Genomic DNA, 25,718 nt, shown 5'->3' with positions numbered 1-25,718 from the left:
TTCTTTTCACGTTTTTTAAAAAAATTGCGTGCCTACGGCACAATTATCATCAAAAAGCTGTTTAAAATACATTAAAATCAGCAACGATTTCTGCGAAAAAAATAACAACTAACATTTTGACAGTCTCGTGAAAAAGGTATAGTTTATTTAAGTGATGATATTTCGCCAGAATTTGTTTTGTTAATGGATAATTTCATGAATGAGAAATATGAAGTAGTTTATCTTAAGTCAATTGAGAAATGTCCTGTTTGTAACTCAAAATTAAGTAAAAATGGAACTGACAGGTTCTTATTAAATAAAAGTAGGGAAATAAAGAAGCAAAAATATGTTTGTAAAGATAAAGAATGTCAAGAACACACACGAGCATGTTTAGACAAATTCATAGACAAAAATCGTAATTATACACAGGATTTAAGAGAATTTGGCTTAAATACGAGTTTAATTGATTATTGTTCTTATGATAAAAAATCAGATCTCATTGAACTAACGACAGGGTATTATATACTAGATCAACAGTATATTATCATGAAAAAGCTTTATCTGATGAATATTTGGATAAAAAAGAAAAAGAAATAGGTGAAATGATTAAAGAGTTGGGAATCGAACCTGAAGGTCTTTATCATTATGATGAACAAGTATTATGGGTTAATACTGAAATAAAATTACGAATGACAATACTATGTGCAACAACCAACTTAATAATCTCTGATGAAATAATAAATGCTGAAAATTTCAATAAAAACACAATTAAAAAATTTTTAAAAAAAATCTTTAAAAGCCTTGAAGCTAAAAGCTATTGTTTCCGATGGATATCGAGCCTATCCTTCAACTATTGAAGCTTTAGGAGCCATCCATCAAAAATGTGTCTTCCACAAAATGCAAACACTCATGAAAAAAATAATAAAAACATTAAATAAAACCAACAGGAAAATAAACAACCACATAGAGAAAATAGAAAAAAAACCTCCTTAAAATCACCGAATTAAAAAATAAAAACCATACAAAAAAGAGGAAGAATAAGTTTAAAAGATAAAAAAAAGACAGAAATATAACACTCCTAAAACACTTAAAAAGAACATTTCGAACAGAAGAAGGATTAAACAGAAAACTCAAACTAAACAGAATACGATGGACACAAAGAAATGTAATAAAAATAAAATAAAAAAAAATTTCAGCAGGATTCTAGACAATGCCAATAGTTATTAAGAAAACGCATAGTTTTATATAATATAGAAAACAATAAATAATTTAGGTAGGTAAAAAAATGGAAAGGTTAATTATTTAATACAGTTGATATCCTCTTCTCTCTGAAAGTAAAAACTATATTATGTAAACCTTTCTATATACCTACTTTTAATTTTTCTTATATAAATTTATTTCCATTATACGAACAGTTTGTTATTTTTATTAAAAGTTTTAATAGAGAAATATTCATAACCAAAAATTTAATGTTTTTCATCTTAAAAAGCTAATATATCATTAACAACTTCATCCATTGTTTTTCTATTTTCCGAATATCATAAATTCGTTGAAGATTACTTTTTTAATCCTTAGATTTCTATAAATAGCTTTTATTCCTTTATCACTAATTTAATTATGACCATTAAAGAAATAAGAAGTGAAAATTTAATAATATAGTATTTTTCTAAACTTTTTTGACATGGACAAAACAATAATGGAAAATATTTTTTTCCATTTTGTAAGTATTTATTCATGTTTTTAAAGGTTTTTAGAGCTTTTTTCCAAACTCAATTTTAATGATCGAATGTTAGATAAGTCACGAGAAGTACTATATTTATGAAATAGATTAATATTCCAATAAACCATTGATTAGAATCTTTTCTTTCAGGACTATAGTTTGTATTCTTATTTTTTAAATAATTTTATTTTGACTTTATAACACCATTTAAATTTATCTGGATTTTAGATGTTTAAATCACAATATCTACTCTTTTAGATGTTAAAAATGACTTCATAATAGATTTCATTGTCCCTCCAATGACTATCAAAGAATATACACCCACATACGAAAATATAGAAAAATCAAACCAAACAATAGACTTAAAAAAATCAATAATAACATTTAACAAAGTTTATCCCTCAACCGAACCATATCTACAATTAATAAAAAGCAAATCCATATTCAGATAAAAAACAGAATACACAAAACGAAATAAAACATATAAAAACCAATGATGAATATGTAGATATCAAATTAAACACTAAAAGAACTCATTCCATGAAAATAATAAAGAAATACAAGAAATAAAATCAATGAAACTTAAGAATCGTTAACATCAAATAGAAACTGGAGAAATTAAAAGCTTAATCACAAATTTACCACAAGAAATAGCATCATCAGAAGAATTAAAAGAACTAATATTACACAAATAACAAAAATCAGAAATCTTCTAAACTTATAATGGATAAAAAAATTTTCACAAACAAATAAAAAAAAAGAGAGAGAACATAAATAAGTCCTCCCAAAAAAAATGTTTAATCTTGTTTTCTTCTAATACCTATTCCAGATATGGTTAACAACATTAATATGATAGCTATTATCGGCATTCCTGTTTTTTTCATAGTAGCTGTAGCTACTGGATTGTTATTTGTTTTATTAGTATCATTGTTGTTGTTTTGGGTTTCAAATTCAACTGAAACTGGGTCACTATAGTAGTTTACATCATCAGATGTCACTGTAATCACATGTTTACCATCACTGAGTTTACTACTTGATATATGGATTTTTCCAATACCATCAGCACCAGTAATGATATCTACAATGTATTTATCATCCAATTCAATACTACATTTATAGTTTGGTATTGGATCGCCGTCTTCATCGGTTACTATGACAATCACATCTACAGATCCATCAGAATTTTTAACTACAGCTCTATTAATAATAGCTTCACCTTTTACAACATTAAAAGTTGTAGTATTGGTATATCTAAAGTATTTACTGTTTTCAGCATAATCCACCACAGCATTAATGCTTCCTGTGTGGGTTGGTTTATAAGTAAGACTCCATCGACCATTAGAATCAGTGGTCAAAGGATAAACTTTACCATCAACAGTAACAGTAATTGGAGCATTATCTACTACAATACCATCCTCATCAACAAGCACCCCATCAATTGTTATGGTTTTACCCACTTTAACATCAGATGAAACATTAATAGTTGAATTAACACCTAACTTAGTAACATTAAAGCTTGTATTGTTAATAAAAGCAAAGTAAGTATCATTACCAGCCCAATCAACAACAACAGCTATCTCCCCATCATGAGATGGAGCATAAGTTAAATTCCAAGCACCAACATTATCAGTAATCACAGTAAAAACACTTCCATCAACAGCCACATTAATAACAGCATTAACTACTGAATCACCATTCTCATCAACAAGCACTCCACTGATTATTATGGTTTTACCCACTTTAACATTACTTGGAACATTTATAGTAGAGTTAGTAGCTAACTTAGTAACATTAAAACTAGTATTGTTAATAAAAGCAAAGTAAGTATCATTACCAGCCCAATCAACAACAACAGCTATCTCCCCATCATGAGATGGAGCATAAGTTAAATTCCAAGCACCAACATTATCAGTAAACACAGTAAAAACACTTCCATCAACAGCCACATTAATAACAGCATTAACTACTGAATCACCATTCTCATCAACAAGCACTCCACTGATTGCTACGGTTTTACCCACTTTAACATCAGATGGAACATTAATAGTTGAATTAACACCTAACTTAGTAACATTAAAACTAGTATTGTTAACAAAAGCAAAGTAAGTATCATTACCAGCCCAATCAACAACAACAGCTATCTCCCCATCATGAGATGGAGCATAAGTTAAATTCCAAGCACCAACATTATCAGTAAACACAGTAAAAATACTTCCATCAACAGCCACATTAATAACAGCATTAACTACTGAATCACCATTCTCATCAACAAGCACTCCACTGATTATTACGGTTTTACCCACTTTAACATCAGATGGAACATTAATAGTAGAGTTAGTAGCTAACTTAATCAGTAATGTACCATTCAATAAATTGATATCATAACCATTGTGACCAGCATAATTACCAGAAACAGGAAGAAAATCACCTGCTGAACCAGTTATTATTAAACTTATGTTAGCATATCCTTCAATAGCTGTAACATCTCCAATATTAGTTCCATTAACAATAAGAGTTATATTTTGACCTGTTACAGTATTACCCATATCATCAGTCAAAGTAGCAAACAAAGTAACTGCTTGGCCCCACCTAACAACTTTTGTAGAGTTGTCAATATAAGTCAAGTTAAGAATACCCATATTACCAATATTATAAATCATATTAGCACTACTAGCATTATTACCCTTCATAATGTTATTAGAAACAGTCATATTCCCTGCGTTAAAAATTCCACCACCATTAACACTAGCGGTGTTATTAGTGAAAGTAGAACCACTAACACTCACATTATTACAATCATCAATGACAATAGCACCACCATTAGTAGCGTTGTTATTAGTGAAAGTAGAACCACTAACATCCGTATTATTAGTATAAATATAGATAGCACCACCATACCGAGCTGCAGAGTTATTAATGAAAGTAGAACCACTAACACTCATATTAATACCAAAAAGATTGTAGATAGCACCACCACTATTAGCAATTGCAGTGTTATTAATGAAAGTAGAACCACTAACACTGAAATTAGAACCACCATTACGGATAGCGCCACCATACCGAGCTGCAGAGTTATTAATGAAAGTAGAACCACTAACACTCATATCAGCACCAACAGTGTTGTATATAGCACCACCACAATCACCCGCATAGTTATTAATGAAATTAGAACCACCAACACTCATATTAGCACCAGCATTGTAGATAACCCCACCATAAACTGTTACGTTGTTGTTTGTGAATGTGCAGTTGATGAAAGTCATCGTTGTTGCAGCATAGGCATTAGATATTGCTCCACCATTACCCGCAATATATCCATTGGTGAATGTTATATTTATGAAAGTCACATTCAAGTTATTGCCTATGTTGAATATTCGTCTTTGTCCTTCTGCATCAATTATTACACTACCAGTGGGTCCATTTCCTTGTATTGTCACATTTTTGTTGATAGTTATTCCTGTATTGTTAGTTCCTGTGTAGTTTCCTGGAGCAAGCAAAATAGTATCTCCAGAAGTAGTAGTTCCTGATGTTATTGTTCCATTTATACCACCAGGTGTTGTATTATTAATAGGTACAGTAGCTGCAAAACTGGAGTTTAAGCTGATAGCTAATAATAAGATAGTAGCTATTAGTATACTCGTTTTTATCATTGCTTTTTTATAGTTTTTTATTTTTTTCACCCCCATTTCATTCAATTATTGATAAAAATCAGTTAAAAAAATAGAGAATAATCACTACCTATTAACCGATAATAATTATATTCTATGCCATATATAAACTTTATTGAAAAATAATATATATATATATATATATATATATATATCATAAACAAGTAAATAAAAAATATAATTAAAAGAAAGAAGAAGAATAATAACTCAAAAGATGTATAATGAATTTAATAAAGATTTTCCATATATTTTATCAAATTTATTTTTATAAATATTATATTTAGTGAAATGTATTAGCTAATATTATACATCAAATTCCATTAAAGCCCATCTAATATAATTATTTTTAATTTCTCGTCAGTCTAGAATCTAATTATTTTATTTAAAAAAATCAATTTATAATTTATTATAATTATTATACTAAACTTTAAAAATTAATTTAATAATCTTTTTATAAAACAAGACTAATTAAGAGATAATTTTACTAATAAAAGATTTTAATTATATATTTTTATAAATTTAATTATATATTTTTATAAATATATTTCACTAATTAAAAGGGTTTATAGAAATCCTAATTTTTCATAGTTTTTATTTAAAAGAAATGTCATATTCATGAAAAATTAAAATTAATAATATTCCTTAAATTAACAGCATTGAATAGCTATAGAAAAACTTTTATATTATTTAAATCAAAGAGGAAATGTGTGCACAATTCATATGAATAATATAAAATTTAAATGTTTAAAACATATTATTTTAAAAATTGATTATATGGAGAGATAAAATGGATATTAATATTGATTCTTATTATGAAAAAAGAGAACATATCTTTGAAAAGATTCATAATTCAACCAACTTAGAGAAAGCAGCTATGGTATTATTAATGGCCTGTTTCACAGGATTAGCAGCTCAAATAATTATCCCTCTTCCATGGACTCCCGTACCTATAACTGCGCAAACTTTCGCTGTTTTAATTTCAGGGTTGTTTCTTGGAAAAAAATTAGGTCCTTTAAGCCAAATAGTATATATCTTAGGAGGAGTATTAGGTATTGCATGGTATGGTGGGATGACTGGTGGTATAGATATCCTTTTAGGATCCACTGGAGGATACTTCTTAGGATTCATATTCGCATCCTTTTTCATAGGTTACTTTTCCGAAAAATACTCCAAATCACGAAAATTTAGAAATATGCTCCCAATTATGCTAATAGCTAATTTCGTTTGTATTTATGTCCCTGGTTTAATAGTTTTAGCTATTTGGTACAATTTAAACATTGGAGGATACCCTGACATACTATCATTATTAATAATGGGACTTATACCATTCCTTGTTGGAGATTTAATAAAAATAGCTGGAGCATCTATTGTATCAAAAGTATTTCTACCTAAATAATGAATTTTTTATAAAAATATTATAACTTTTTCATGAAATCGTTCTAAATCTTTTTTATAAAATTGTTATAAACCTTTTATAAATTTTTTATAAAATATCAGCTATTTAGTAATTATTTCAAATAGCTACTATCTTTTAGTATGAACAATAATAATGAAAATAAAATGATAAAAATGATAAAATTAGATGAATGATATTCATGAAGGCAAATCCTAAGATAATATCTTCCATCATAACTTTAAGAGCCCATCATTTGATATGTTTGCAAGGATATCGAGGCTATGGGTATGATAAAAACTTTAAAGAAAATCTTGAAAAGATATTAAACAAATTAAAAGAGGAAAATGTTGAAGTGATTATTACAGACTCAAATGATGATATATGTGAATACTGTCCAAACCTAAAAAAGAACTTGTGCCACCTTGGAATATCTAGTGAAAATAGCTCTTATTTACATGATCCTTGTGATAAAGAGATAGAAAAATCTAATGAAAAAATTGTTAAGATGGATTTAGCTATTTTAAAGAAAACAAAAATTGAAAAAAAGAAAAAGTATAATGTCTTTGATTTGTTTAATATTGTAAATAATAAATTTATGAATATTGAAGATTTGAAAGATATCTGTATAAATTGTAGTTGGATGGAAAAATGTTTATGGTATAAATCAAGAAAAAGATGACATTAACTATTTAGAATCATAACTCAATATCCATACCTTTAAATATTAGTTCACTCAAACAATAGAAATGTTGAGTATTTTTTATTCAATTAGTCCCGTAGGGTAGTGGTAATCCTTCTAGGCTTTGGACCCGGAGACGGCGGTTCGACTCCGCTCGGGACTATTTTTTAATTTTAATGAAAAAATTATTTATTTTTAACATTTATAACCTATAACAAAGCCAATAGAAAAGTAAAAAAGCAGTAAATTACATCTTTGTTATACTAGTTTTTATGAATTTAATAGTGATCTCATGAAAAAATTACTTACTATGGGAATAAATACCCGAGCTATTGTAAATTCTTCTTTTCAATTAAATTATCAAACTTATTCTTGTAGCTATTTTAGAACTTCAGATTTTAGAGTTCCTTACAGCGAAAGACATATTCTAGAGCAACTTCCTCATGAATCATGCGGTTTTTTTGAAGAAAATTACGATCCTAAAAAAATTTTAGGTTTATCTTCAGACTGGATAGATGAAGTAGACAACATCATCCTTTCTACAGGTATTTCTCCAACAGATTTCGATTTCAAAAATAAGCTAAAAAAAAATAAAAAGAAAATTATTGGAAATAAAAATGTTTCAGATATTGAGGATAAATTTAAATTTTATAAAAAAATAAAGAACAAATTTCTAGTTCCTCTGACTTTTAGACTAAATAATATATCTGAAGCTATTGAAATAAGCAATCAATATCTTCCTAAAGAATTTATTGTGAAACCCCTTAAAGGATCTGGAGGGTATGGTATAAATTTCTTAAATTATTTAATGAACTTTCATTTTAATGAAAGAAAATTAGATAAGGGAAATGAATCTCAAATAAAAAAATTTGAATTGGATATTCCATTTATACTTCAAGAATATGTATCTGGTGAAAACATCAGTTCATCTATACTTTCAACAAAAAATGAATCAAAAACCATTATTACAAGTAAAAATCTCAATAACAGATATGATCATCTACAGAATAATGCAGAGAATGAAGACAATAGCACAAACAATAAAAACAACAATGCCCATAAAAACAACAATAGCACAAACAATAAAAACAATAATGCCCATAAAAACAACAATAGCACAAACAATAAAAACAATAATGGCAATAATAATCAAAAGAAAGATAATAGAAACCTTAACAAAGACGAAAAGATTGAATCAATCAAAAATAAATCATGTGCTAACGATTTTAGATATTATGGAAATATAGCTCCTTTAGATAATAATGTATATTCCCAAAATCTCATAAAAGAGCTAAATACTACTTCAGAAGATATTATCTCTAATTTCAAGTTGATTGGATCAAATGGAGTAGATATGATCCTTAAGGATGAGAATATATATATCATCGAAGTTAATCCAAGATTTCAAGGAACATATGAATGTGTTGAAGAAATTTTAGGAATAAACCTCTTAGACGCCCATATAAAAGCTTGTGAAGGAGAGTTAATTAAAATACCAAGCCCATCAACCTATTCTATGAAAAAAATTATTTATTCATCTAAAAAAATCAAATTTAACCATAATATTAATTCATTAAAAGAAAAATACAATAATATGAATATTTATGATATTCCTTATAATAATGTCATAATAGAAAAAGATCAGCCATTGTTAACACTTGTTTCCAATGAAAAAACTATTGATCAAGCTAGAATGAAAATTAACAGAATATCAAAAGAAATAGAAAGCATATTATAATTTATTCCTAATTTTTAAGAATTACAATGATAAATTTCTTAAAGTAGTTTATTAGAATAATAATTTAAGTAAAATTTATAAAATAAATAAATAAGAACTTAACTTGATATAAAATAAATAAATAAGAACTTAACTTGAAAATATTGAAATTTTTAAATTATTTATTAATGTTTAATTGTCTTGAATGAAAAAATAAAAATGAAAAATCATGAAAGATATGGATTAATAGCTAAATTATTCCTACCAATATTAAAATAAACAGAATAGTTCCAACTGTTATTAATATAGTGGATGTTATCATAGCTATTGTACTGAAGAAGAATAGTTTAGCTTTCTTATCAGGATCTTTAAAATATTGTTTTATAGGATCACGTTTCATGGTCACACTTAATAAAATATTAGTATTCTTTTTCTAAAAAAATTAAAAATAATCATGCTTATTCAATAAATCATTATTATCTAATATTAATTATAAAATTAATAATAATATTAATAATAAATAATGTTTTTTAAGGAATTGCATTAGTGATATTAATTTAGGATAGCATATCATAATAGATAGATATTTAGACTAATCATATTAATATGAAGTTGGTGTATCAATAGGAGAATTATTAATTATATTAGTTATATTAATTATATTAATTAGCTGATAAGCTAGATAAATAGAAAATCAAACAATCATAAAATTAAAGAATAAAATAAATGATAGAAATGAGAGAAATTTAAAAAGTTATCCCAAATTTTTATTGACTATTTCAACTGGAAATAGAGATAAAAATCCAAGTAAATCACCTTTCTTAACTTTTCCATCAAGAAATACTGTAAAAGCAGCTCTATTAACTTTCTTATCCATGGATAATGGAAGATGAGTATCTCCACCGACTGCTATGGGATGACCATATTTATTTGCAGCATATGCTCCAATAGAGACAATATGTTTTTCAGGAATATATATTTCTCTAATTTTAATAGAAGTAGATGTCCCTTCATTTAATGTAATGTTTTCATCAGCCACAATAAGTCGGGACAATATTGGAATATCTCCCATTTTGAGATCCATTTTTCCATCCTTTGAGTGTTCCATTTCTCTTTTGACTTCACCAAATGGATGTAAAATCCTAACCATTTTATCCACCAACTATGATTTAGACTGTATTGAAGATTTAATCATCTTCAATTGTACAAATGTCTCTCGTTCCATCTCTTGAAGTCTCATTTCAATCGATTTTACTGTGTTTTCTAATTTTGGAATCATAATATGTTCTAATGCATTAACACGACGTTTTGTAGCTTCAATTTCAGCGGCTAAAAGATAAATAGTTTTTTCTATCTCACCAAGTTCTATAACTAATTTTATAGCCTCTTCGAATTTTTTAGCAGCCTCATCTAATTTTACTGAAGTGTCAGAAAAACCATATCCCCTATCAACAAGAGTTTTTGACTCAATTTTTGACTCAACAACAGGAACAACAACTCCCATAATACTTCTTGAATCTATATTGACATCAACAGACTCTTTAACAGATAATGCAGCTTTTTGAACTGCTAAATCACCCATACGAACTTGAGCAGCAGTTAAGTCATCATAAGCTTCCTGTAAGATCCTTTCAACATTTTCACGAGAACCTTTAACCCTATCTAATATATTAAAGAACTCCATGATTAGAGCATCACGTTTCTCTTTAAGCAAACTATGACCTTTAACAGCGAGTTTTTCCCTATTTTTAAGATTTAAAAGCTCCATTCGTGTAGGATTAATTCCTTCAATAGTCTCTTGCACCATTTTTACCTCCTTTTAAAAGTAAATAAAAATAAAATGAATTTATTAATAAAAAATAAAATAATTTATTAATAATTTATTAATAATTACTTCTAAAAACATATCCTCTAATAGTATCTAACAATTAATTCAACAATAGTATTATATTCACTATTATTCAATAATTGTTTTATTGTTAGGAAGATATTTTGCAATATGTTCTTCTTTAACCCGTTTAAGTTCAGCTTGAGGAAGTAAGCCAAGTAATTCCCAACCAAGATCCAATGTTTCTTCAATTGTTCTATCTTCATCTTTTGCTTGAGTAATGAATTGTTTTTCAAATTCATCAGCAAATTTTAAGAAACTTTGATCTCTTTCTGTAAGAGCTTCTTCACCCACAACTGCTACTAAATCTCTTAAATTACGACCTTCAGCATAAGCAGAATAAAGTTGATCTGAGACTCCACTTTGATCCTCACGAGTTTTTCCTTCACCAATACCTCCACTCATTAATCTTGAAAGAGATGGTAATACATCAACTGGAGGATAAATACCTTTCCTATGTAATTCCCTACTAAGAACTATCTGGCCTTCAGTAATATACCCTGTCAAATCAGGAATTGGATGAGTAATGTCATCTTGAGGCATTACTAAAATAGGCATCTGTGTTATTGAACCTTCTTTACCAGCAATACGTCCTGCACGTTCATATATACCTGCTAAATCAGTGTACATGTATCCAGGATAACCTCTTCTTCCAGGTACTTCATCTCTTGCTGCAGAAACTTCTCTTAAAGCTTCACAGTAATTAGTTAAATCTGTTAAAATAACTAATACATGCATATCATGCTCAAAAGCTAAATATTCTGCTGTAGTAAGTGCAACCTTTGGAGTAAGGATTCTTTCAACAGAAGGATCGTCTGCTAAGTTCATGAAAACAGTAACTCTCTCTAATGCCCCAGTTCTTTCAAAATCTTTCATGAAGAAATTAGCTTCTTCGTGAGTAATACCCATTGCAGCAAATATAACTGCAAAATCAGTGTCTTCAGAAATAACCTTAGCTTGTCTTGCAATTTGAGCCGCTAAATCATTATGTGGTAACCCAGAACCTGAAAATATAGGAAGCTTCTGACCTCTTACCAATGTGTTCATTCCATCAATAGTAGAAATACCAGTTTGAATAAATTCTGCAGGGAATTCTCTAGCAGATGGATTCATTGGGCTTCCATTAATATCTAATTCCTTTTCTGGAATTATTTCTGGACCACCATCAATAGGTTTACCAGTTCCATCAAATATACGGCCCATCATGTCTAAAGAGACTCCAATTTTAGCTGTTTGGCCTGTAAATCTGGTTTTAGTAGTTTTAGTATTTAAATCACTTGTTCCTTCAAAAACTTGAACAACAGCTACATCTTTTCTAACTTCAAGAACTTGTCCCCTTCTGTGTTCTCCGTTAGGTGTTTCAATTTCAACGATCTCACTATATGCAACACCTTCAACACCTTCAACAATCATTAAAGGACCTGCAACCTCTGAAACTGTGGTGTATTCTCTTGTTTTAATATTAGTATTCATTTTTACACCTCGCTACATTGTTTAACAATATCTGCTTGGATTTCCTTCACCTTTTCTGGAAATATATCCTCAGCTACAAATTTCATCCTACCAATTTCCTCTTTTATTGGAAGATCAATGATAGATTTAGATTCAACTCCACGATTAAGGGCAGATGTAGCTTCTTTTTGGAATAAAACAATAGTTTTTAACATTTCATATTGTTTAGAAGGAGAACAATAAGTATCTACATCATCATAAGCATTTTGTTGTAGGAAATCTTCCCTAATCATACGAGTAGTTTCCAATGTAATTTGTTCACTGTCAGGTAAAGCATCTGGACCAACAAGTTGTACGATTTCTTGAAGTTCAGATTCTTTTTGGAGCAAAATCATAGCTTCATCACGAGTTTCTCTCCATTGATTTCCGACAGTTTCTTCCCACCAACCTTGTACACTATCAATATACAAAGAATAACTTTGTAACCAATCAATAGAAGGAAAATGACGTTTATCTGCAAGAGAAGCATCTAAAGCCCAAAATACTTTACAAATACGTAAGGTATTTTGTGTAACAGGTTCAGACAAATCCCCCCCAGGAGGAGATACTGCACCGATAACAGAAACAGATGCAACTTTATCTTCATTTCCTATAGTAGTAACTCTTCCAGCTCTTTCATAGAACTGAGCAAGTCTTGAAGCCAAATAAGCAGGATATCCTTCTTCACCAGGCATTTCTTCAAGCCTTCCAGAAATTTCTCTCATAGCTTCGGCCCATCTTGAAGTAGAATCTGCCATAAGTGCTACATCATAACCTTGATCACGGAAATACTCAGCAATTGTAATTCCAGTATATACACAAGCTTCCCTAGCTGCAACAGGCATATTAGAAGTATTAGCTATGAGAACTGTTCTATCCATCAAAGGATTTCCAGTTTTTGGATCTTCAAGCTCTGGAAACTCTAAAAGTACCTCAGTCATTTCATTTCCACGTTCTCCACAACCAACATAAACAATTATGTCTGCATCAGACCATTTAGCCAATTGTTGTTGTGTAACAGTTTTACCAGACCCAAAAGGCCCAGGTATAGCTGCTGTTCCACCTTTAGCCACTGGGAAAAAAGTATCTTGTGTTCTTTGCCCAGTTACCAGTGGTATATCTGGATCAAGTTTTTCTTTATAAGGTCTACCTTTTCTTACAGGCCACTTTTGAAGCATTTGAACTTTTTTAATTCCATCATCAGTTTCAATTTCAGCAATATCTTCTTCTACAGTAAAACTTCCACTAGATACAATGCTTACAATTTTTCCTTCAATTGTAGGAGGAATCAATATTTTCTGTAATACTGCAGATGTTTCTTGAACTTTACCAATTACATCTCCACCACTTACTACATCTCCTACTTTAGCTATAGGATCAAAAGTCCATTTTTTCTCTTTATCAATAGAAGGTACATTTACACCTCTTTCAATAAAAGAACCAGATAATCCTTTAATAACCTCAAGTGGTCTTTGAATTCCATCAAAAATAGAACCCATGATCCCAGGACCTAATTCCACAGAGAGTGGCCCACCAGTACTTTCAACTGTCTCACCAGGTTTCAAACCTGCTGTTTCTTCATAAACCTGAATAGTTGCAGTGTCACCTTCAAGCTCAATGATCTCACCAATAAGCTTGTTGTCACCCACTTTAACCATTTCATGCATTTGAGTTCCTCTCATACCATCTGCGACGATAACAGGCCCTGCAATCTTAATAATATTTCCTTCAGTAATCATTTAACCATCTCTACCCCAATAACTCTTTTGATAAGTTCTCCCATAGGATCAACATCCCTATCAGAAGAACCAAACTTGTCTGGTATTTCAATAATCATTGGCAATACATCAGAACCAATTTTTTTATTAATATGTTCTCTAATATTATCAGCAATTTTCTCTGTGATAATTATAATTGAAATATCAGTCTCAATTAATTCATTTAGAGCATTTTTAGCATCTTCATCTTTTTCAACAATAAACCCTTTTTTAACTCCACCAATCTTAAACCCAGTGACAGTATCAATATCTCCAATCACAGCTACAGAACTCATACCAACATCTCCTGAATTTCAGCAATTGGAAATTCATTCTCTCTTTTAGCTCTTGCAATAACTTTAAGATTTTTAATTTCTCTTTCTTTTTTAGTCAAAAATCCAATAATAGGACCAATACCAATTGGATTTTTTAAACAGATAGAGTTTGTATAATCTGCAAGATATTCATCTAAGGCTTTCTCAAATACCCCTATAGATCCAGTTTCATTATATGAATTAAGAGTTTCGTTTAAAATTTGTGCATAATCTGTACCCTCTAATCCATTAATTAGACTAGGCACATCTTCTGCCTCCATTAAATCTTTTAATTTCCATTCTTTAATATCATGTCCATTTATAATAATATATGGACTTATACTTTCATAATTCAACCCATCAACTTTTGCTCTAATAATTATTTTTAGATTGCTAACATCAACTTGAGAGCCAATATATGAGTATAATATAACTGTGTTATCATTAGAAGGTACATTTCTTGCAGATAAAAGATTTTCTAAATAATATTTATCTAAAGCAGCTTCTAAGGGTAAAATTGTTTTAGATTCTTCATATTCATTAAATGCATCTTCTAAAACAGAAGAATATTCAGTACCGTCAAGACCAGTTATAATATCTTCAACATTATTAACATCTACTAAATGTTCTAGTGTACCATATAACTTTCCAGAAGGTATCAAGAGGTTTATAGTAGCATCCCTATCTAAATTTGCTTCTTTAGCAGCTATTAAGCTTTTGATATTATTAATATCTGATTTTTTAGCTAATGCAACGAAGGCTTTTTTAATATCAGCTGGAGCTATTCTTGCAAGTAATGCATATGTTTCAGCAAGTTGAATATCTAATGACTTTTCCAGAGAGTAATCATCCATATATTTTGCATAATCTGGAAAACCTCTAAGATAATTTGTAATCTCATTTAAATCATTGGATTCTATTATTTCAGAAAGTTGTTTTTCATCAAATAGTCTTCCTTTTCTAGCTCTTACTCTTGCATTAGGAAGGAGGTAAGGATAAATATCCAGTACTGGTCTGCTTACAATAACAACTACTACTGCACCAATAATAAGAAGCACAATAACTAATAATCCTATAAATGCTTCTCCAGAAAGTCCAAAATTAGCCAAAAGTGTAGCAATTTCATCAGCCATAATTCATCCCCCTATTTAAATAAAATATTAGCTACTTCTGAACGAAGTACTTTTTTAAATCGTGACATACGAGATTCGATTGTGTTATTAACCTCAATTTCGCCATTTTTAGTTTTTATTATAACTCCGCCGATAGTACTAATAGATTCTCCTAAATCAAATCTTGTATCATTACCTGTCTCTGATTTAACTTCATCTGCTATTTCATTAATAGATCCTTCAATTTTAACTTTATCTCCGTCTTTAACATGAATAATTAAATCTCCACCACCTATTTCAATAGCTGCTTCCTTAATCATTCCAATTAAAGCAGTTATATACTGAGAATCAGAAGTTGAAGCCATATTTTTTAGTTCTTCTTTGGCTTTTGTAAAAGATTCCTCTATTACTTCTTCTCTAGCCCCTAATTCTAATCTCCTAGAATTCATCTTAGCTTCAGATATTATTTGCTGATATCTCATATTAGATTGCTTATTTGCATCATCCAATATTTTTTTCTTTTCCAATTCTGATTCTGTAATACCACTATTCTCTATAGACTGGGTTTTTAATTCAGAATCTTGGATAATCTTATCAGCTTTAATCTGAGCTTCAGAGAGAATATTAGAGACTATTTTGTCTGCTCCAGAGCTCATGTTTGATTTCCTATATTATCATTAAATATAATTTGAATATTGAGTATTTTTATTAACCCAATATTCCACCAAATACCATCAGTAATATAGCAATCAAGAAACCATAAATAGCCTGAGTCTCTGGCAAAGCAGTGAAAATAATACCCTGAGCAAACATGTCTCTGTTTTCAACAACAGAACCGACAGATGAAGCAGCTGCTATACCTTGGCCCATACCAGATCCAAGACCTGCAAAACCAATTGAAGCACCTACACCAATAGCGACAAGACCAGTTGTAGTTGTAAGACCAGTGCCTCCACCCAACAATCCTGAAAATACTAATAATAATATAGCAATCAAGAAACCATAAATAGCCTGAGTCTCTGGCAAAGCAGTGAAAATAATACCCTGAGCGAACATATCTTTATCTTCTGCTACTGCACCTACACTTCCTGCTGCTGCTATACCTTGACCTAAACCAGATCCTAAACCTGCGAAACCAATTGCTACACCAGCACCAATAGCTGCTAAAGCAGTTCCTAAAGCAATTTCTACCATTTTACTTATCTCCTTATAAATTTCTAATATATATGATTATTTTTAACAAATATCTATTAATTATATATGATTATATTTATTAATTATATATGATTATATCTTTTAATTATATATGATTATATCTTTTAATAAATATCTATTAATTATATATGATTATATCTTTTAATTATATATGATTATATCTATTAATAAATATCTATTAATTATATATGATTATATCTTTTAATTATATATGATTATATCTATTAATAAATATCTATAATTATTTTTTAATTCTCAATATAATTTATTATATTTTTTGTAATACATGTAATACATTATAACATTATAATTACTAAATGTATCATAATATGTAATTTTTATAATACATTATTTATAATAGATTATAATTTTTGTTAACTTTTATAAGAATTATAATAACTAAAATTGCACCATATATTTTTTATAATATTTATTTTAATATAATATTTATTTATTAATATAATATTTATTCTTAATATAATATTTATTTTAGTATTATATTTATAATATTAATAATTAATTTAATTATTATTTTTTAACTCTTGTAAATACTCTCCTTGCATTGAAAGCTTCAAATTGGTTTTTTCCACCAGCATAAAATTGAGAAAAGAATTCTACATAATTTAAACGGAGTGAATTAATGAAAGCTCCTACTACTTGGAGAACAAAATTTGCAACATGACCAAATAAGAACATGAGAATTGCAATTATTATCGCCAGAATCGGAATTGGAACCATTGTATAAAGCAATTCAGTTAAAATATTAACTGTCATAGCTATTCCTCCAGTAGATAAACACAAAGCTAAAAGACGGGCATAAGATAACCAATTTCCTAGGAATCCGAAGATATCCATTATTCCATAAACTCCTCCACAATAAATTAATATTACGAAAGTTGAAATAAGCAAAGCTACTCCAATACCCATACCAATAATTCCAACAGAAGGAACTAAAAATCCTAAAGCTAAGAAAGCAATTCCAGCTTCTAAGACAAACCAAACTAGTTGGTCTCCTAAAGCATCTTTCTTTTTATCGTATCTAAAATTATTTATAACACCTAAAATGAATCCCATGTTAAGATGAACAAGACCCACTATTAATGCTATAATTAATATAATTTCAGGAGATTTGAATGGATCAATAAGTCCTGTTGGGAGAGAAAAACCTAAGAATCTTGGGAAAAAGTCTCCTATAAAACCACCAGTTAAAAGACCCAGAATTATTGCCCATAAACCAGATCCTATAAGTATTGCACCCATGCTTTTAAATGTTGCATTAATTTTTCCAATACCTCTATAAAGTACTACTCCTATAATAGCAAATACTAAACCATAAACTGATTCTGTTAAACAAAAACCAAAGAAAAATGGGAATATTAAGAAAACAAGTATCGTAGGATCTACTTCATTATATCTGAGTGGAGCATACATATTTACAAGGAATTCATATGGTTTTACAAGTTTTGGGTTATCTTGGAGAACTGGTACCTCAAGATCATCTTCACCAACATCTTCTACTTCAACTACAGAATGTCCATCAGAAGAAGATTCTATAATGTCTTGAGCTTCATTGACCTTTTTCAGAGGAACCCATGCTTCTAACATGATAGTTTTTTCAGTTTCTCCAAATGTGGAAAATATTTCATTTCTCTCTTTTTCAATTTCTAATTGTTCTTTTAGGACAATTATGTCATTATCCCATTTTTCAGCTACTTCTTTCAAATCATTTGAAAGTTGAGCTTCTTTACCTTCTATAGATTTTAATTCAGCTTCAGCTGAATTAATTATCTCAGTTGGTTTACCTTCTATTCCTTCAGTTTCAAATTTTTCAAATTCAAATTTTCTAAGTAACGAATAAATATCTTCTTTAAATTCTTTCAACATAACAACAATTATAATCACATTGATTTTATCGTCATCTGTTGTTTCTAAAATTAACAATTTATCAGTAATATTTACTGATTCTTTTTTAAACTTTTCGCTAGATTCAACATCCATCCGACCAACAATAGTAGAAGTGTAATTAGAATCATTTAAAAGAGCCAGATCTATGTCAAAATTTGACAATTCTCTAGCTAAGCTTTCATTTGATCTAAGTTCACTTTTTCTGCTGCTTAAGGCATTTAGTTGATCTTCTATAACCTTTGTTTGGGATTCTACTTTATGTAGTAGATCTTCTGCCTTAACAATTAGGCTTTCCCCGTCAATGTCTTCAACTTCTATTTTTTCTGGAATATCTGGAGATATAAAAGATTTTATCATATCTTTAATACTAGTTTCACCACTAAGTGTATCACCTAGAAGTTCAGATAGTCCAGTTGTTTTCATTAAAAGTGAAGAAAGTTTACCTGTTAAAGGTGGAGTTTTTGAAGGTTTTAAAAGATTTGCCCATTCGGGATTTTGCTGAATACGTTCTGAAATATCATTAATCTGAACAATACCCTCTTCATGCAATGATTGCACAATAGAATTAGAATATTGATCCAATGATATTATTCTAAGTTTACGCATTCTCGCTGTCTGGAACATTCATCTCACACTACAAAATATTTTTAACAATAAGCGATGCAGCCTCATCTATATTAGCCATAGATTTAGATTTGATTTTTTCAACATCTTCCTCAGCCTTAGCTGTTATAGACATAGCTTCTTTTTTTGCTTTTGCTTCTGCATTAAAAATAATATCTTTAGCTTCTTCATAACCTGAAACCTTAGCTGCTTCCACTCTTTCTGTGGATTTTATCTTGGATTCTTCTATTATTTCCGATGATTTAATTTTAGAATCCTCAATCAGCTGGTCAGCGTCATTTTCAGCTTTTTTTATCTTTGTGATAGCTTCTGATATCGCTGTCATAATTAATCACCATGGTATTGAAAGTTTTATTTAGCATTATATATATCTTTTGCTATTTGATTTTTGCAGACAACTTTAAATAAAAGATAAATAATCAAAAATTAATTTTTATTAATAATATTCATAACTAATAGTTATAATAATTATAGAATTAATAGTTATGAAATATTATAATAATAGCTATTAATAAGATTACTAATAACATTACTAATTAATCAAAATGACCTTATTGAATTAGTAAGGAAGTTACTGCCATTAAATTAAGGATTATTTGACACTGCATTAAAACTAGAAAATATAAAATAATCAAATGGAAAATACTTAAAAAAGCTTAAACTAATTAATTCTTTGATATTTAAAATAAGAATAAATTACAGTACAATAACCACTAAAAATAGACTAATAAAGAATCCAATGATAGATATGTTATAGATTTATTAATGAATCCTGCCATTGCAATATAAATAAAATAAAGCCAGGTAAAATGTCTAAATAAGAGGCTAAGATGTGTATTTTTCCCAAACCATTTTATTATTTAACGTCCATAGAGCATTATACCTAAATGTCTATTTAGCTTAATAGAACCTAAATAATATCCAATAAACATGAAGAAATAGCTAAAGCCATTGCAACTAAACTTATAACATCAGAGAGCAAAAATTTAGAATTAACCAAGGCTAAAATTACGGATACCCAAACTAATAACTATAAATGATACACCCATTCCAGAAATAATATTTTCTTCAAGTTTTTTTTTTATTTAGACTTGGATTTGTATAATAGTAATAGAAGATATAAATCACTGATACAAGAATTGACATATCCCTAAAAATGGAATATGCCACTTAGATCCAAAAGTATCTACAGTTCCTATCACATTTATGTGAATAAGAGCAATATCTGGAAGTGCAACTGTTACCAACATTAAAGCTATTAAATTTAAAATAGCTAAAGGAAAAATTTTATCATTTTCATGAAATCAAATAATCAAATAGCTAAGACCTCATGATCCATACTAATTAACTTATTAAAACTTCCTTGTTCTCGAAAATAATCTTCCAGGGAGTCTATTAGCATAAGCCATAAGAGATACTACAACTAAAATAAGGCCCAGCACCATATATATGATATTTACTGGAAAATTTAAATACATTAATCCGATTATTAAAAAGATTATTCCTTCAAAAAGTAAGATGGCTTTACTCCATTCTGGTTTAAATATTATAATAGGATAAGCTATTCCTACTAAAAATAATACAACACTACTAGCTATTGTCATGGTAGTTATTGGAACATTTTCAACCAAAGGCAATAAACTCCATGATACAAATATAAAAGCAAAAATAACTGCAAATTGTTCTGTTCTATTGAAATTCATGAATTTTCCCCAATATATATTAATAATAAATTTTTAATAATTAAAATTAATTATAAAAATAATATTTATAATCAATTATAGTATTCTATATTTATATAATTAATATATAAGATTTCCTTAATGAATTAAGAAAATTATAATAAAAATAATAATTACTAATAAATACTAATTAAGTGCTAATAAGTACTACTTAATTGCTAATAATTGATAGCTAATTATTAATAATTATTAATTAATTGCTAATAATTACTAGTTAATTGATAATAATTATTAATTAATTACTAATAATTATTACTTAATTACTAATAATTACTATAAACTAATAGAAAATAGAATCAAAAATACTAATTTAAAATAACATTCTTAAACAAGCTCAATGGATTATTATTCCCCAATAATCATTATTCCAACTACTCGGTTTCTAGGACCATCCAAATCTATGAAAAATACTGACTGCCATGTTCCTAAATTCAATTTTTGATTTTCAATAGGAATTGATTCACTTGAACCTAAAAACATTGCTCTTAAATGTGAATCTGCATTGTTATCAATGATATCATGAAAATAGCTATTTTCATCTGATACAACATTTTTTAATATGTTTTTCATGTCTTTTAAAAGTCCTGAATCATTTTCATTAATTATAATAGCTGCTGTTGAATGTTTTGAAAAAATGTTAGCTATTCCTAACTTTATATGATTATTTAATATTATATTATTAATTTTATCAGTAATATCAACAATTTCAAACCTTTCAGTGGTTTTAATGGCCATTAATTCTTTAAAAATCTTCATTTATCCTAAACTCCACTTTTTATAGATTTATGATAATTAATATTTTTTGAAAATAAAATTATCTAAACACAATAAGATGCAATCTTATCTAAAATTATCTAAATACGATAAAAAGTAATCATGTCTATTTTCTATATTTAAATAGATAAATTATTAATATCGTCGAATTCAACAGGATTTCCCTCTTTATCATTAGTTTCTGTAGTAACAAGAAGAATTTCTGATTTTCTAAATATATAATAAGTGAAATAAATTATATATAGAAAGCAGGTAACATAAATAAGCCAAGAATTGTATTCAATTACAAATAATATCAAAACTAAAAATAGTATATGAACGTAGCGATTCCCATAGTTTCTTTTTCTAGCTATTAAATGAGCTTTATCTACTGATAATATCTTATAACCATTATCTAGGAAAGGTTCAGCTATTGACTCCATGTCATCATAAGTTTCTGCTTTCAAAACTGTTGGTTTTTTCATATTAATCAAGCTTAAACTAGTAAAAATAAGTTTTCAAATATACAATCATTATAGAAATATATTCATATTTATTAATTATAGAAATTATTAATTATAGAAATGCATATTAACCATTAAAATCAATATCAAATAAAAAAAATTGTGAAGGAAAATTTGTAAAATTGTGAATTGTAAATTATGAATTATAATAAGAGGCACTTAGCTATTTATAAACAACTAATTCATCAATAGTTTTCCTTCCAGGCCCACTACTTTCATTGTTAGGATATCCAAGAGGAGTGAATAAAAGTGGTTCATATTCTTCCTCAAGCTCAAGAAAGTCAACGGCAGCGTATTTTTTAAAAGCACCAATATAACAAGTTCCAAGACCCAAATCAGTGGCTGCTAGGATCATATGATCCATGACAATAGCACCATCTATTTCACTAATATTTTTCCCATCCCATGGCCTAACCCATGTATTACTTGGAGCCATAGCCACACACAAAACTATTGGAGCTTCCACAAACCAAGGCTTAGGATAAATCTTCAGCAAAGATTCTTTATGTTTCTTAGTGTCAATTACAAATATCTTAAATGCTTGTGAATTTACACCAGTAGGAGCTAGACGACCCGCTTCTAAAACCTTATCTAATTTTTCCTTTTCAACTGGATCTTGATTATATCCTCTTACACTATATCTATTTTTAATAACATCAAAAAATTCCATGAAGAATCATCTCTATTAAATACATTTAAAAATCTAATTTTAATATCCAACTGTAATACAACTACAAATTAAAAAATCTAATTTTAATATCCAACTGTAATACAACTACAAATTAAAAAATCTAATTTTAATATCCAACTGTAATACAACTACAATTTAGCTATTTTATAATTTTAACATAGAAATAAATTAAATATGATCTTATTGTTAACTTTATCAATCCAAGAGGTTAATAATTAATTTGATAATGATTAATTAATATTTAATTCAATTAATCATTAAATTCAAGAAATTATTTGGCTATTGAATTTAGTTATTAAATATTTACGTCCTCTTAACTCCTCTTCCCCTTTTACTTCCAGGTTTTCTATAATGAGCTTTAGGTCTTGTTCTTTTATTAGTTCCTTTTACTTTTGCCATACTAAAATCACCTCCAATACCTATTAATTTTTAGAAAATAAAATTTTTTATTATAATCATTTAAGATTCATTTATAATTTAATATTATGAATAAATATAACATGATTACATGTCATGAAAATATCAATTAAATTTTCAACATGAAATTTTATGTCTATTCTTTAATTTAAAGATTTTGTTTTATTCATAATTTAAAAGAATATTTTCTTAAAGAATATTTCTTTAGGATAAATATAAAATAAAAAATTGGGAGTGTCTCATAAGTCACTTTTTTAGAAATTTTTATGAAATTAGTTTCCATAAAAATCATTTAAATATTAAATAGTTGATAAAATATGTATTAATAGCTATAATAAATTAATTATTTTATTTAATTCAATTTTAAAAGAATTTATATTTTTTAAATTTAAATTATAGATTTTTTAAGTATTATTTTTAATAAATAAAATAATATGAGTATTTATATAATATTTAAAGATTTTAAATAAGGAATATTTTTATTAAATTTTTTAAAAATCTTAATTATGAGACACTCTCTTATTATTATTTTTTCTTTAAAGTTAATAATGATTTTCACTAATATGTATCATCTAGAAGTTTTGGAATTTTAGAATTATTTGTAATTGAAGATTCAGATATAAAAAATAAACATGAAAAGATAACATGAAAATATGATATAAAATGATAACAACATATTGTCTATTTTTTATTTTTAAATACGTCAATATATTCTACATATCCTTCCTTTTCAAGTTTGGATACTGGAATAAATCTTAAAGCAGCTGAATTTATACAATATCTTTGTCCACCCTGTTTTTTTGGGCCATCATCAAAAACATGCCCTAAATGAGACTTAGCTACGCTACTCTTTAATTCAGTTCTTGTCATTCCATGAGAATTATCTTCACTTTCTATTATATTCTTACTAGCTATTGGTTTTGTAAATGAAGGCCAACCACACTCAGAATCAAATTTATCTAATGAAGTAAACAATGGTTCACCACTGACCACATCCACATAAAGCCCCTCTTCATTAAAATCATTGTATTCTCCTGTAAATGGAGGTTCAGTTGCATTTTTCTGAGTAACATTGAATTCTATAGGTTTTAATTCTTTTAGTTTAGCTTCTTTTTCTTCTGGAGTGAAATTTTTATAATTACAGTCATAAAAGTCATAATCATCAATTAATTCTGTACTTGAATCTTCAATTTCTAAAATATCTTCAGGTAACAAACTTAAATCTATATGACAATATCCTCTAGGATTTTTTTCTAAATATTTTTGATGATAATTTTCTGCTTCAAAAAAAGTTTCAATAGGTTCTACTTCTGTGACAACAGTGGACTTATGCTTTTTTTGTTCATTCTCAATAGCTTTAGTTATAGTAACTAAATCTTCTGAATCAGAATAATAGATTCCTGTTCTATATTGTGTTCCAATATCACCACCTTGGCGATTCAAAGAAGTTGGATCTATTATTTTAAAAAATTCTTCTAATATCTTTGTAAGTGAAATTATATTAGGATCATACTTGATTTTCACTGTTTCAGCATGCCCAGTGTCTAAATTACAAACTTCTTCATAACTAGGGTTAGTTGTTTCTCCATTCCCATAACCTACAACTGTTTCAGCTATTCCTAAAAGTCTAGACATATATGCCTCAATTCCCCAAAAACAGCCCCCTGCTAGGTAGATTGTCCTTAAATTATTCTCATCATATTCAATGTTTTCATTTGGATTTTCTGGCATTTGATCTTTAGAAATCTTAAAACCTCCATAAATTTTAAGTTAGTTTTTAATATCATGAAACTGTTAATATGCTTATTTTATTATTCAAAATACTGTTTTATCTTAAATGATGGGATTTATAATATTTTTGGTGATTTAGCTTAGATTATACATTTATATTTCTTTTAATATTTATTTGTGTGTTTATTTTTTAAAAAACTTTGAGAAAATATCTAGTTGATAGCTTATATCTTTGTTTTTGAAGTTTTTAAATTTTTGCATATTCAATCAACTCTGTCAACTTTAGGTTTTTTTCTTTTTATTATTCTTGGTTTGTTTATTTTTCTTTAAAAATTTTTTCTATTGTTGTATGGGTATTTGTTTGCTAGTGGATTTTTGTTTCTTGGTGTGGATGG

Annotated in this window: 23 protein-coding genes and 1 tRNA gene; 6 read left to right on the top strand and 18 right to left on the bottom strand. The window is 28.0% G+C overall.

Annotated features, from left to right (window positions below; genetic code table 11):
* The first annotated feature begins 195 nt into the window (after positions 1-195).
* Both MBCUT_RS06145 and MBCUT_RS06140 read left to right on the top strand, forming a co-directional pair.
* Positions 196-576 (top strand): hypothetical protein, encoded by a 381-nt coding sequence (locus tag MBCUT_RS06145; RefSeq protein WP_157082512.1) that lies wholly within the window; start codon positions 196-198, stop codon positions 574-576.
* Complete coding sequence (locus tag MBCUT_RS06140) at positions 552-836, top strand: hypothetical protein (protein ID WP_067259806.1); 285 nt, start codon at positions 552-554, stop codon at positions 834-836. Before MBCUT_RS06145 ends, MBCUT_RS06140 begins: the two co-directional genes overlap by 25 nt.
* Positions 837-2,496: 1,660 nt before the next feature.
* Here MBCUT_RS06140 and MBCUT_RS06135 read toward each other — a convergent pair.
* Complete coding sequence (locus MBCUT_RS06135) at positions 2,497-5,379, bottom strand: beta strand repeat-containing protein (protein WP_169805413.1); 2,883 nt, start codon at positions 5,377-5,379, stop codon at positions 2,497-2,499.
* A 781-nt stretch (positions 5,380-6,160) separates the two neighbouring features.
* Here MBCUT_RS06135 and MBCUT_RS06130 point away from each other — a divergent pair.
* The 4 genes from MBCUT_RS06130 to MBCUT_RS06115 all read left to right on the top strand — a co-directional run bounded on the left by MBCUT_RS06130 (position 6,161) and on the right by MBCUT_RS06115 (position 9,180).
* Positions 6,161-6,763 carry a biotin transporter BioY gene (locus MBCUT_RS06130; protein ID WP_211263781.1) on the top strand — a complete coding sequence of 201 codons (603 nt, stop codon included), beginning with the start codon at positions 6,161-6,163 and terminating at the stop codon, positions 6,761-6,763.
* A 199-nt stretch (positions 6,764-6,962) separates the two neighbouring features.
* Positions 6,963-7,442, top strand: coding sequence for a DUF1284 domain-containing protein (locus MBCUT_RS06125; protein ID WP_067259803.1), 480 nt, complete (start codon positions 6,963-6,965; stop codon positions 7,440-7,442).
* 91 nt (positions 7,443-7,533) lie between these two features.
* A tRNA-Gln gene (locus tag MBCUT_RS06120) sits at positions 7,534-7,605 on the top strand.
* 129 nt (positions 7,606-7,734) lie between these two features.
* A complete protein-coding gene (locus MBCUT_RS06115; RefSeq protein WP_067259802.1) occupies positions 7,735-9,180 on the top strand; it encodes an ATP-grasp domain-containing protein in 1,446 nt (481 codons plus the stop codon).
* 229 nt (positions 9,181-9,409) lie between these two features.
* Here the strand turns inward: MBCUT_RS06115 and MBCUT_RS11335 are convergent, their stop codons facing one another.
* The 17 genes from MBCUT_RS11335 to msrA all read right to left on the bottom strand — a co-directional run bounded on the left by MBCUT_RS11335 (position 9,410) and on the right by msrA (position 25,323).
* Complete coding sequence (locus MBCUT_RS11335; RefSeq protein ID WP_169805412.1) at positions 9,410-9,559, bottom strand: hypothetical protein; 150 nt, start codon at positions 9,557-9,559, stop codon at positions 9,410-9,412.
* A 354-nt stretch (positions 9,560-9,913) separates the two neighbouring features.
* Positions 9,914-10,309: a DUF22 domain-containing protein gene (locus MBCUT_RS06110; protein ID WP_067259801.1), complete on the bottom strand. Its 396-nt coding sequence runs from the start codon at positions 10,307-10,309 to the stop codon at positions 9,914-9,916.
* Between the two features lie 12 nt (positions 10,310-10,321).
* A complete protein-coding gene (locus MBCUT_RS06105) occupies positions 10,322-10,966 on the bottom strand; it encodes a V-type ATP synthase subunit D (protein WP_067259800.1) in 645 nt (214 codons plus the stop codon).
* 150 nt (positions 10,967-11,116) lie between these two features.
* On the bottom strand, positions 11,117-12,520 hold the full coding sequence (locus MBCUT_RS06100; protein WP_067259799.1) for an ATP synthase subunit B: 1,404 nt from the start codon (positions 12,518-12,520) through the stop codon (positions 11,117-11,119).
* Positions 12,521-12,522: 2 nt separating this feature from the next.
* Positions 12,523-14,277, bottom strand: a complete 1,755-nt coding sequence (locus MBCUT_RS06095; RefSeq protein ID WP_067259798.1) for an ATP synthase subunit A — start codon at positions 14,275-14,277, stop codon at positions 12,523-12,525.
* Positions 14,274-14,591: a V-type ATP synthase subunit F gene (locus tag MBCUT_RS06090; RefSeq protein WP_067259797.1), complete on the bottom strand. Its 318-nt coding sequence runs from the start codon at positions 14,589-14,591 to the stop codon at positions 14,274-14,276. Before MBCUT_RS06090 ends, MBCUT_RS06095 begins: the two co-directional genes overlap by 4 nt.
* The gene (locus MBCUT_RS06085) at positions 14,588-15,742 is read right to left on the bottom strand and encodes a V-type ATP synthase subunit C (protein WP_067259796.1); all 1,155 of its coding nucleotides are present in this window, start codon (positions 15,740-15,742) and stop codon (positions 14,588-14,590) included. The genes MBCUT_RS06090 and MBCUT_RS06085 overlap by 4 nt, the downstream gene beginning before the upstream one ends.
* An 11-nt stretch (positions 15,743-15,753) precedes the next feature.
* Complete coding sequence (locus tag MBCUT_RS06080; protein WP_067259795.1) at positions 15,754-16,377, bottom strand: V-type proton ATPase subunit E; 624 nt, start codon at positions 16,375-16,377, stop codon at positions 15,754-15,756.
* A 52-nt stretch (positions 16,378-16,429) separates the two neighbouring features.
* The gene (locus MBCUT_RS06075; RefSeq protein ID WP_067259794.1) at positions 16,430-16,915 is read right to left on the bottom strand and encodes a V-type ATP synthase subunit K; all 486 of its coding nucleotides are present in this window, start codon (positions 16,913-16,915) and stop codon (positions 16,430-16,432) included.
* A 549-nt stretch (positions 16,916-17,464) separates the two neighbouring features.
* Positions 17,465-19,465, bottom strand: a complete 2,001-nt coding sequence (locus MBCUT_RS06070) for a V-type ATP synthase subunit I (RefSeq protein ID WP_067259793.1) — start codon at positions 19,463-19,465, stop codon at positions 17,465-17,467.
* Between the two features lie 10 nt (positions 19,466-19,475).
* Complete coding sequence (locus MBCUT_RS06065; RefSeq protein ID WP_067259792.1) at positions 19,476-19,790, bottom strand: V-type ATP synthase subunit H; 315 nt, start codon at positions 19,788-19,790, stop codon at positions 19,476-19,478.
* Positions 19,791-20,589: 799 nt separating this feature from the next.
* A complete protein-coding gene (locus MBCUT_RS11740; protein ID WP_281177948.1) occupies positions 20,590-20,715 on the bottom strand; it encodes a hypothetical protein in 126 nt (41 codons plus the stop codon).
* 102 nt (positions 20,716-20,817) lie between these two features.
* Positions 20,818-21,168, bottom strand: coding sequence for a hypothetical protein (locus MBCUT_RS06060; protein WP_067259791.1), 351 nt, complete (start codon positions 21,166-21,168; stop codon positions 20,818-20,820).
* Positions 21,169-21,552: 384 nt separating this feature from the next.
* Positions 21,553-21,963, bottom strand: coding sequence for a secondary thiamine-phosphate synthase enzyme YjbQ (locus MBCUT_RS06055; RefSeq protein WP_067259790.1), 411 nt, complete (start codon positions 21,961-21,963; stop codon positions 21,553-21,555).
* Positions 21,964-22,100: 137 nt separating this feature from the next.
* The gene (locus tag MBCUT_RS06050) at positions 22,101-22,445 is read right to left on the bottom strand and encodes a hypothetical protein (RefSeq protein ID WP_067259789.1); all 345 of its coding nucleotides are present in this window, start codon (positions 22,443-22,445) and stop codon (positions 22,101-22,103) included.
* Between the two features lie 202 nt (positions 22,446-22,647).
* The gene (locus tag MBCUT_RS06045; RefSeq protein WP_067259788.1) at positions 22,648-23,154 is read right to left on the bottom strand and encodes a nitroreductase family protein; all 507 of its coding nucleotides are present in this window, start codon (positions 23,152-23,154) and stop codon (positions 22,648-22,650) included.
* Positions 23,155-24,273: 1,119 nt separating this feature from the next.
* Positions 24,274-25,323, bottom strand: a complete 1,050-nt coding sequence (gene msrA, locus MBCUT_RS06040; RefSeq protein ID WP_084270742.1) for a peptide-methionine (S)-S-oxide reductase MsrA — start codon at positions 25,321-25,323, stop codon at positions 24,274-24,276.
* Positions 25,324-25,718 lie beyond the last annotated feature (395 nt).

It is taken from the genome of Methanobrevibacter cuticularis, assembly GCF_001639285.1.
Taxonomy (GTDB): Archaea; Methanobacteriota; Methanobacteria; order Methanobacteriales; family Methanobacteriaceae; genus Methanobaculum; species Methanobaculum cuticulare.
The sequence above is the reverse complement of the archived record's forward strand: the minus strand, read 5'-3'. Positions and strand labels throughout refer to the sequence as shown.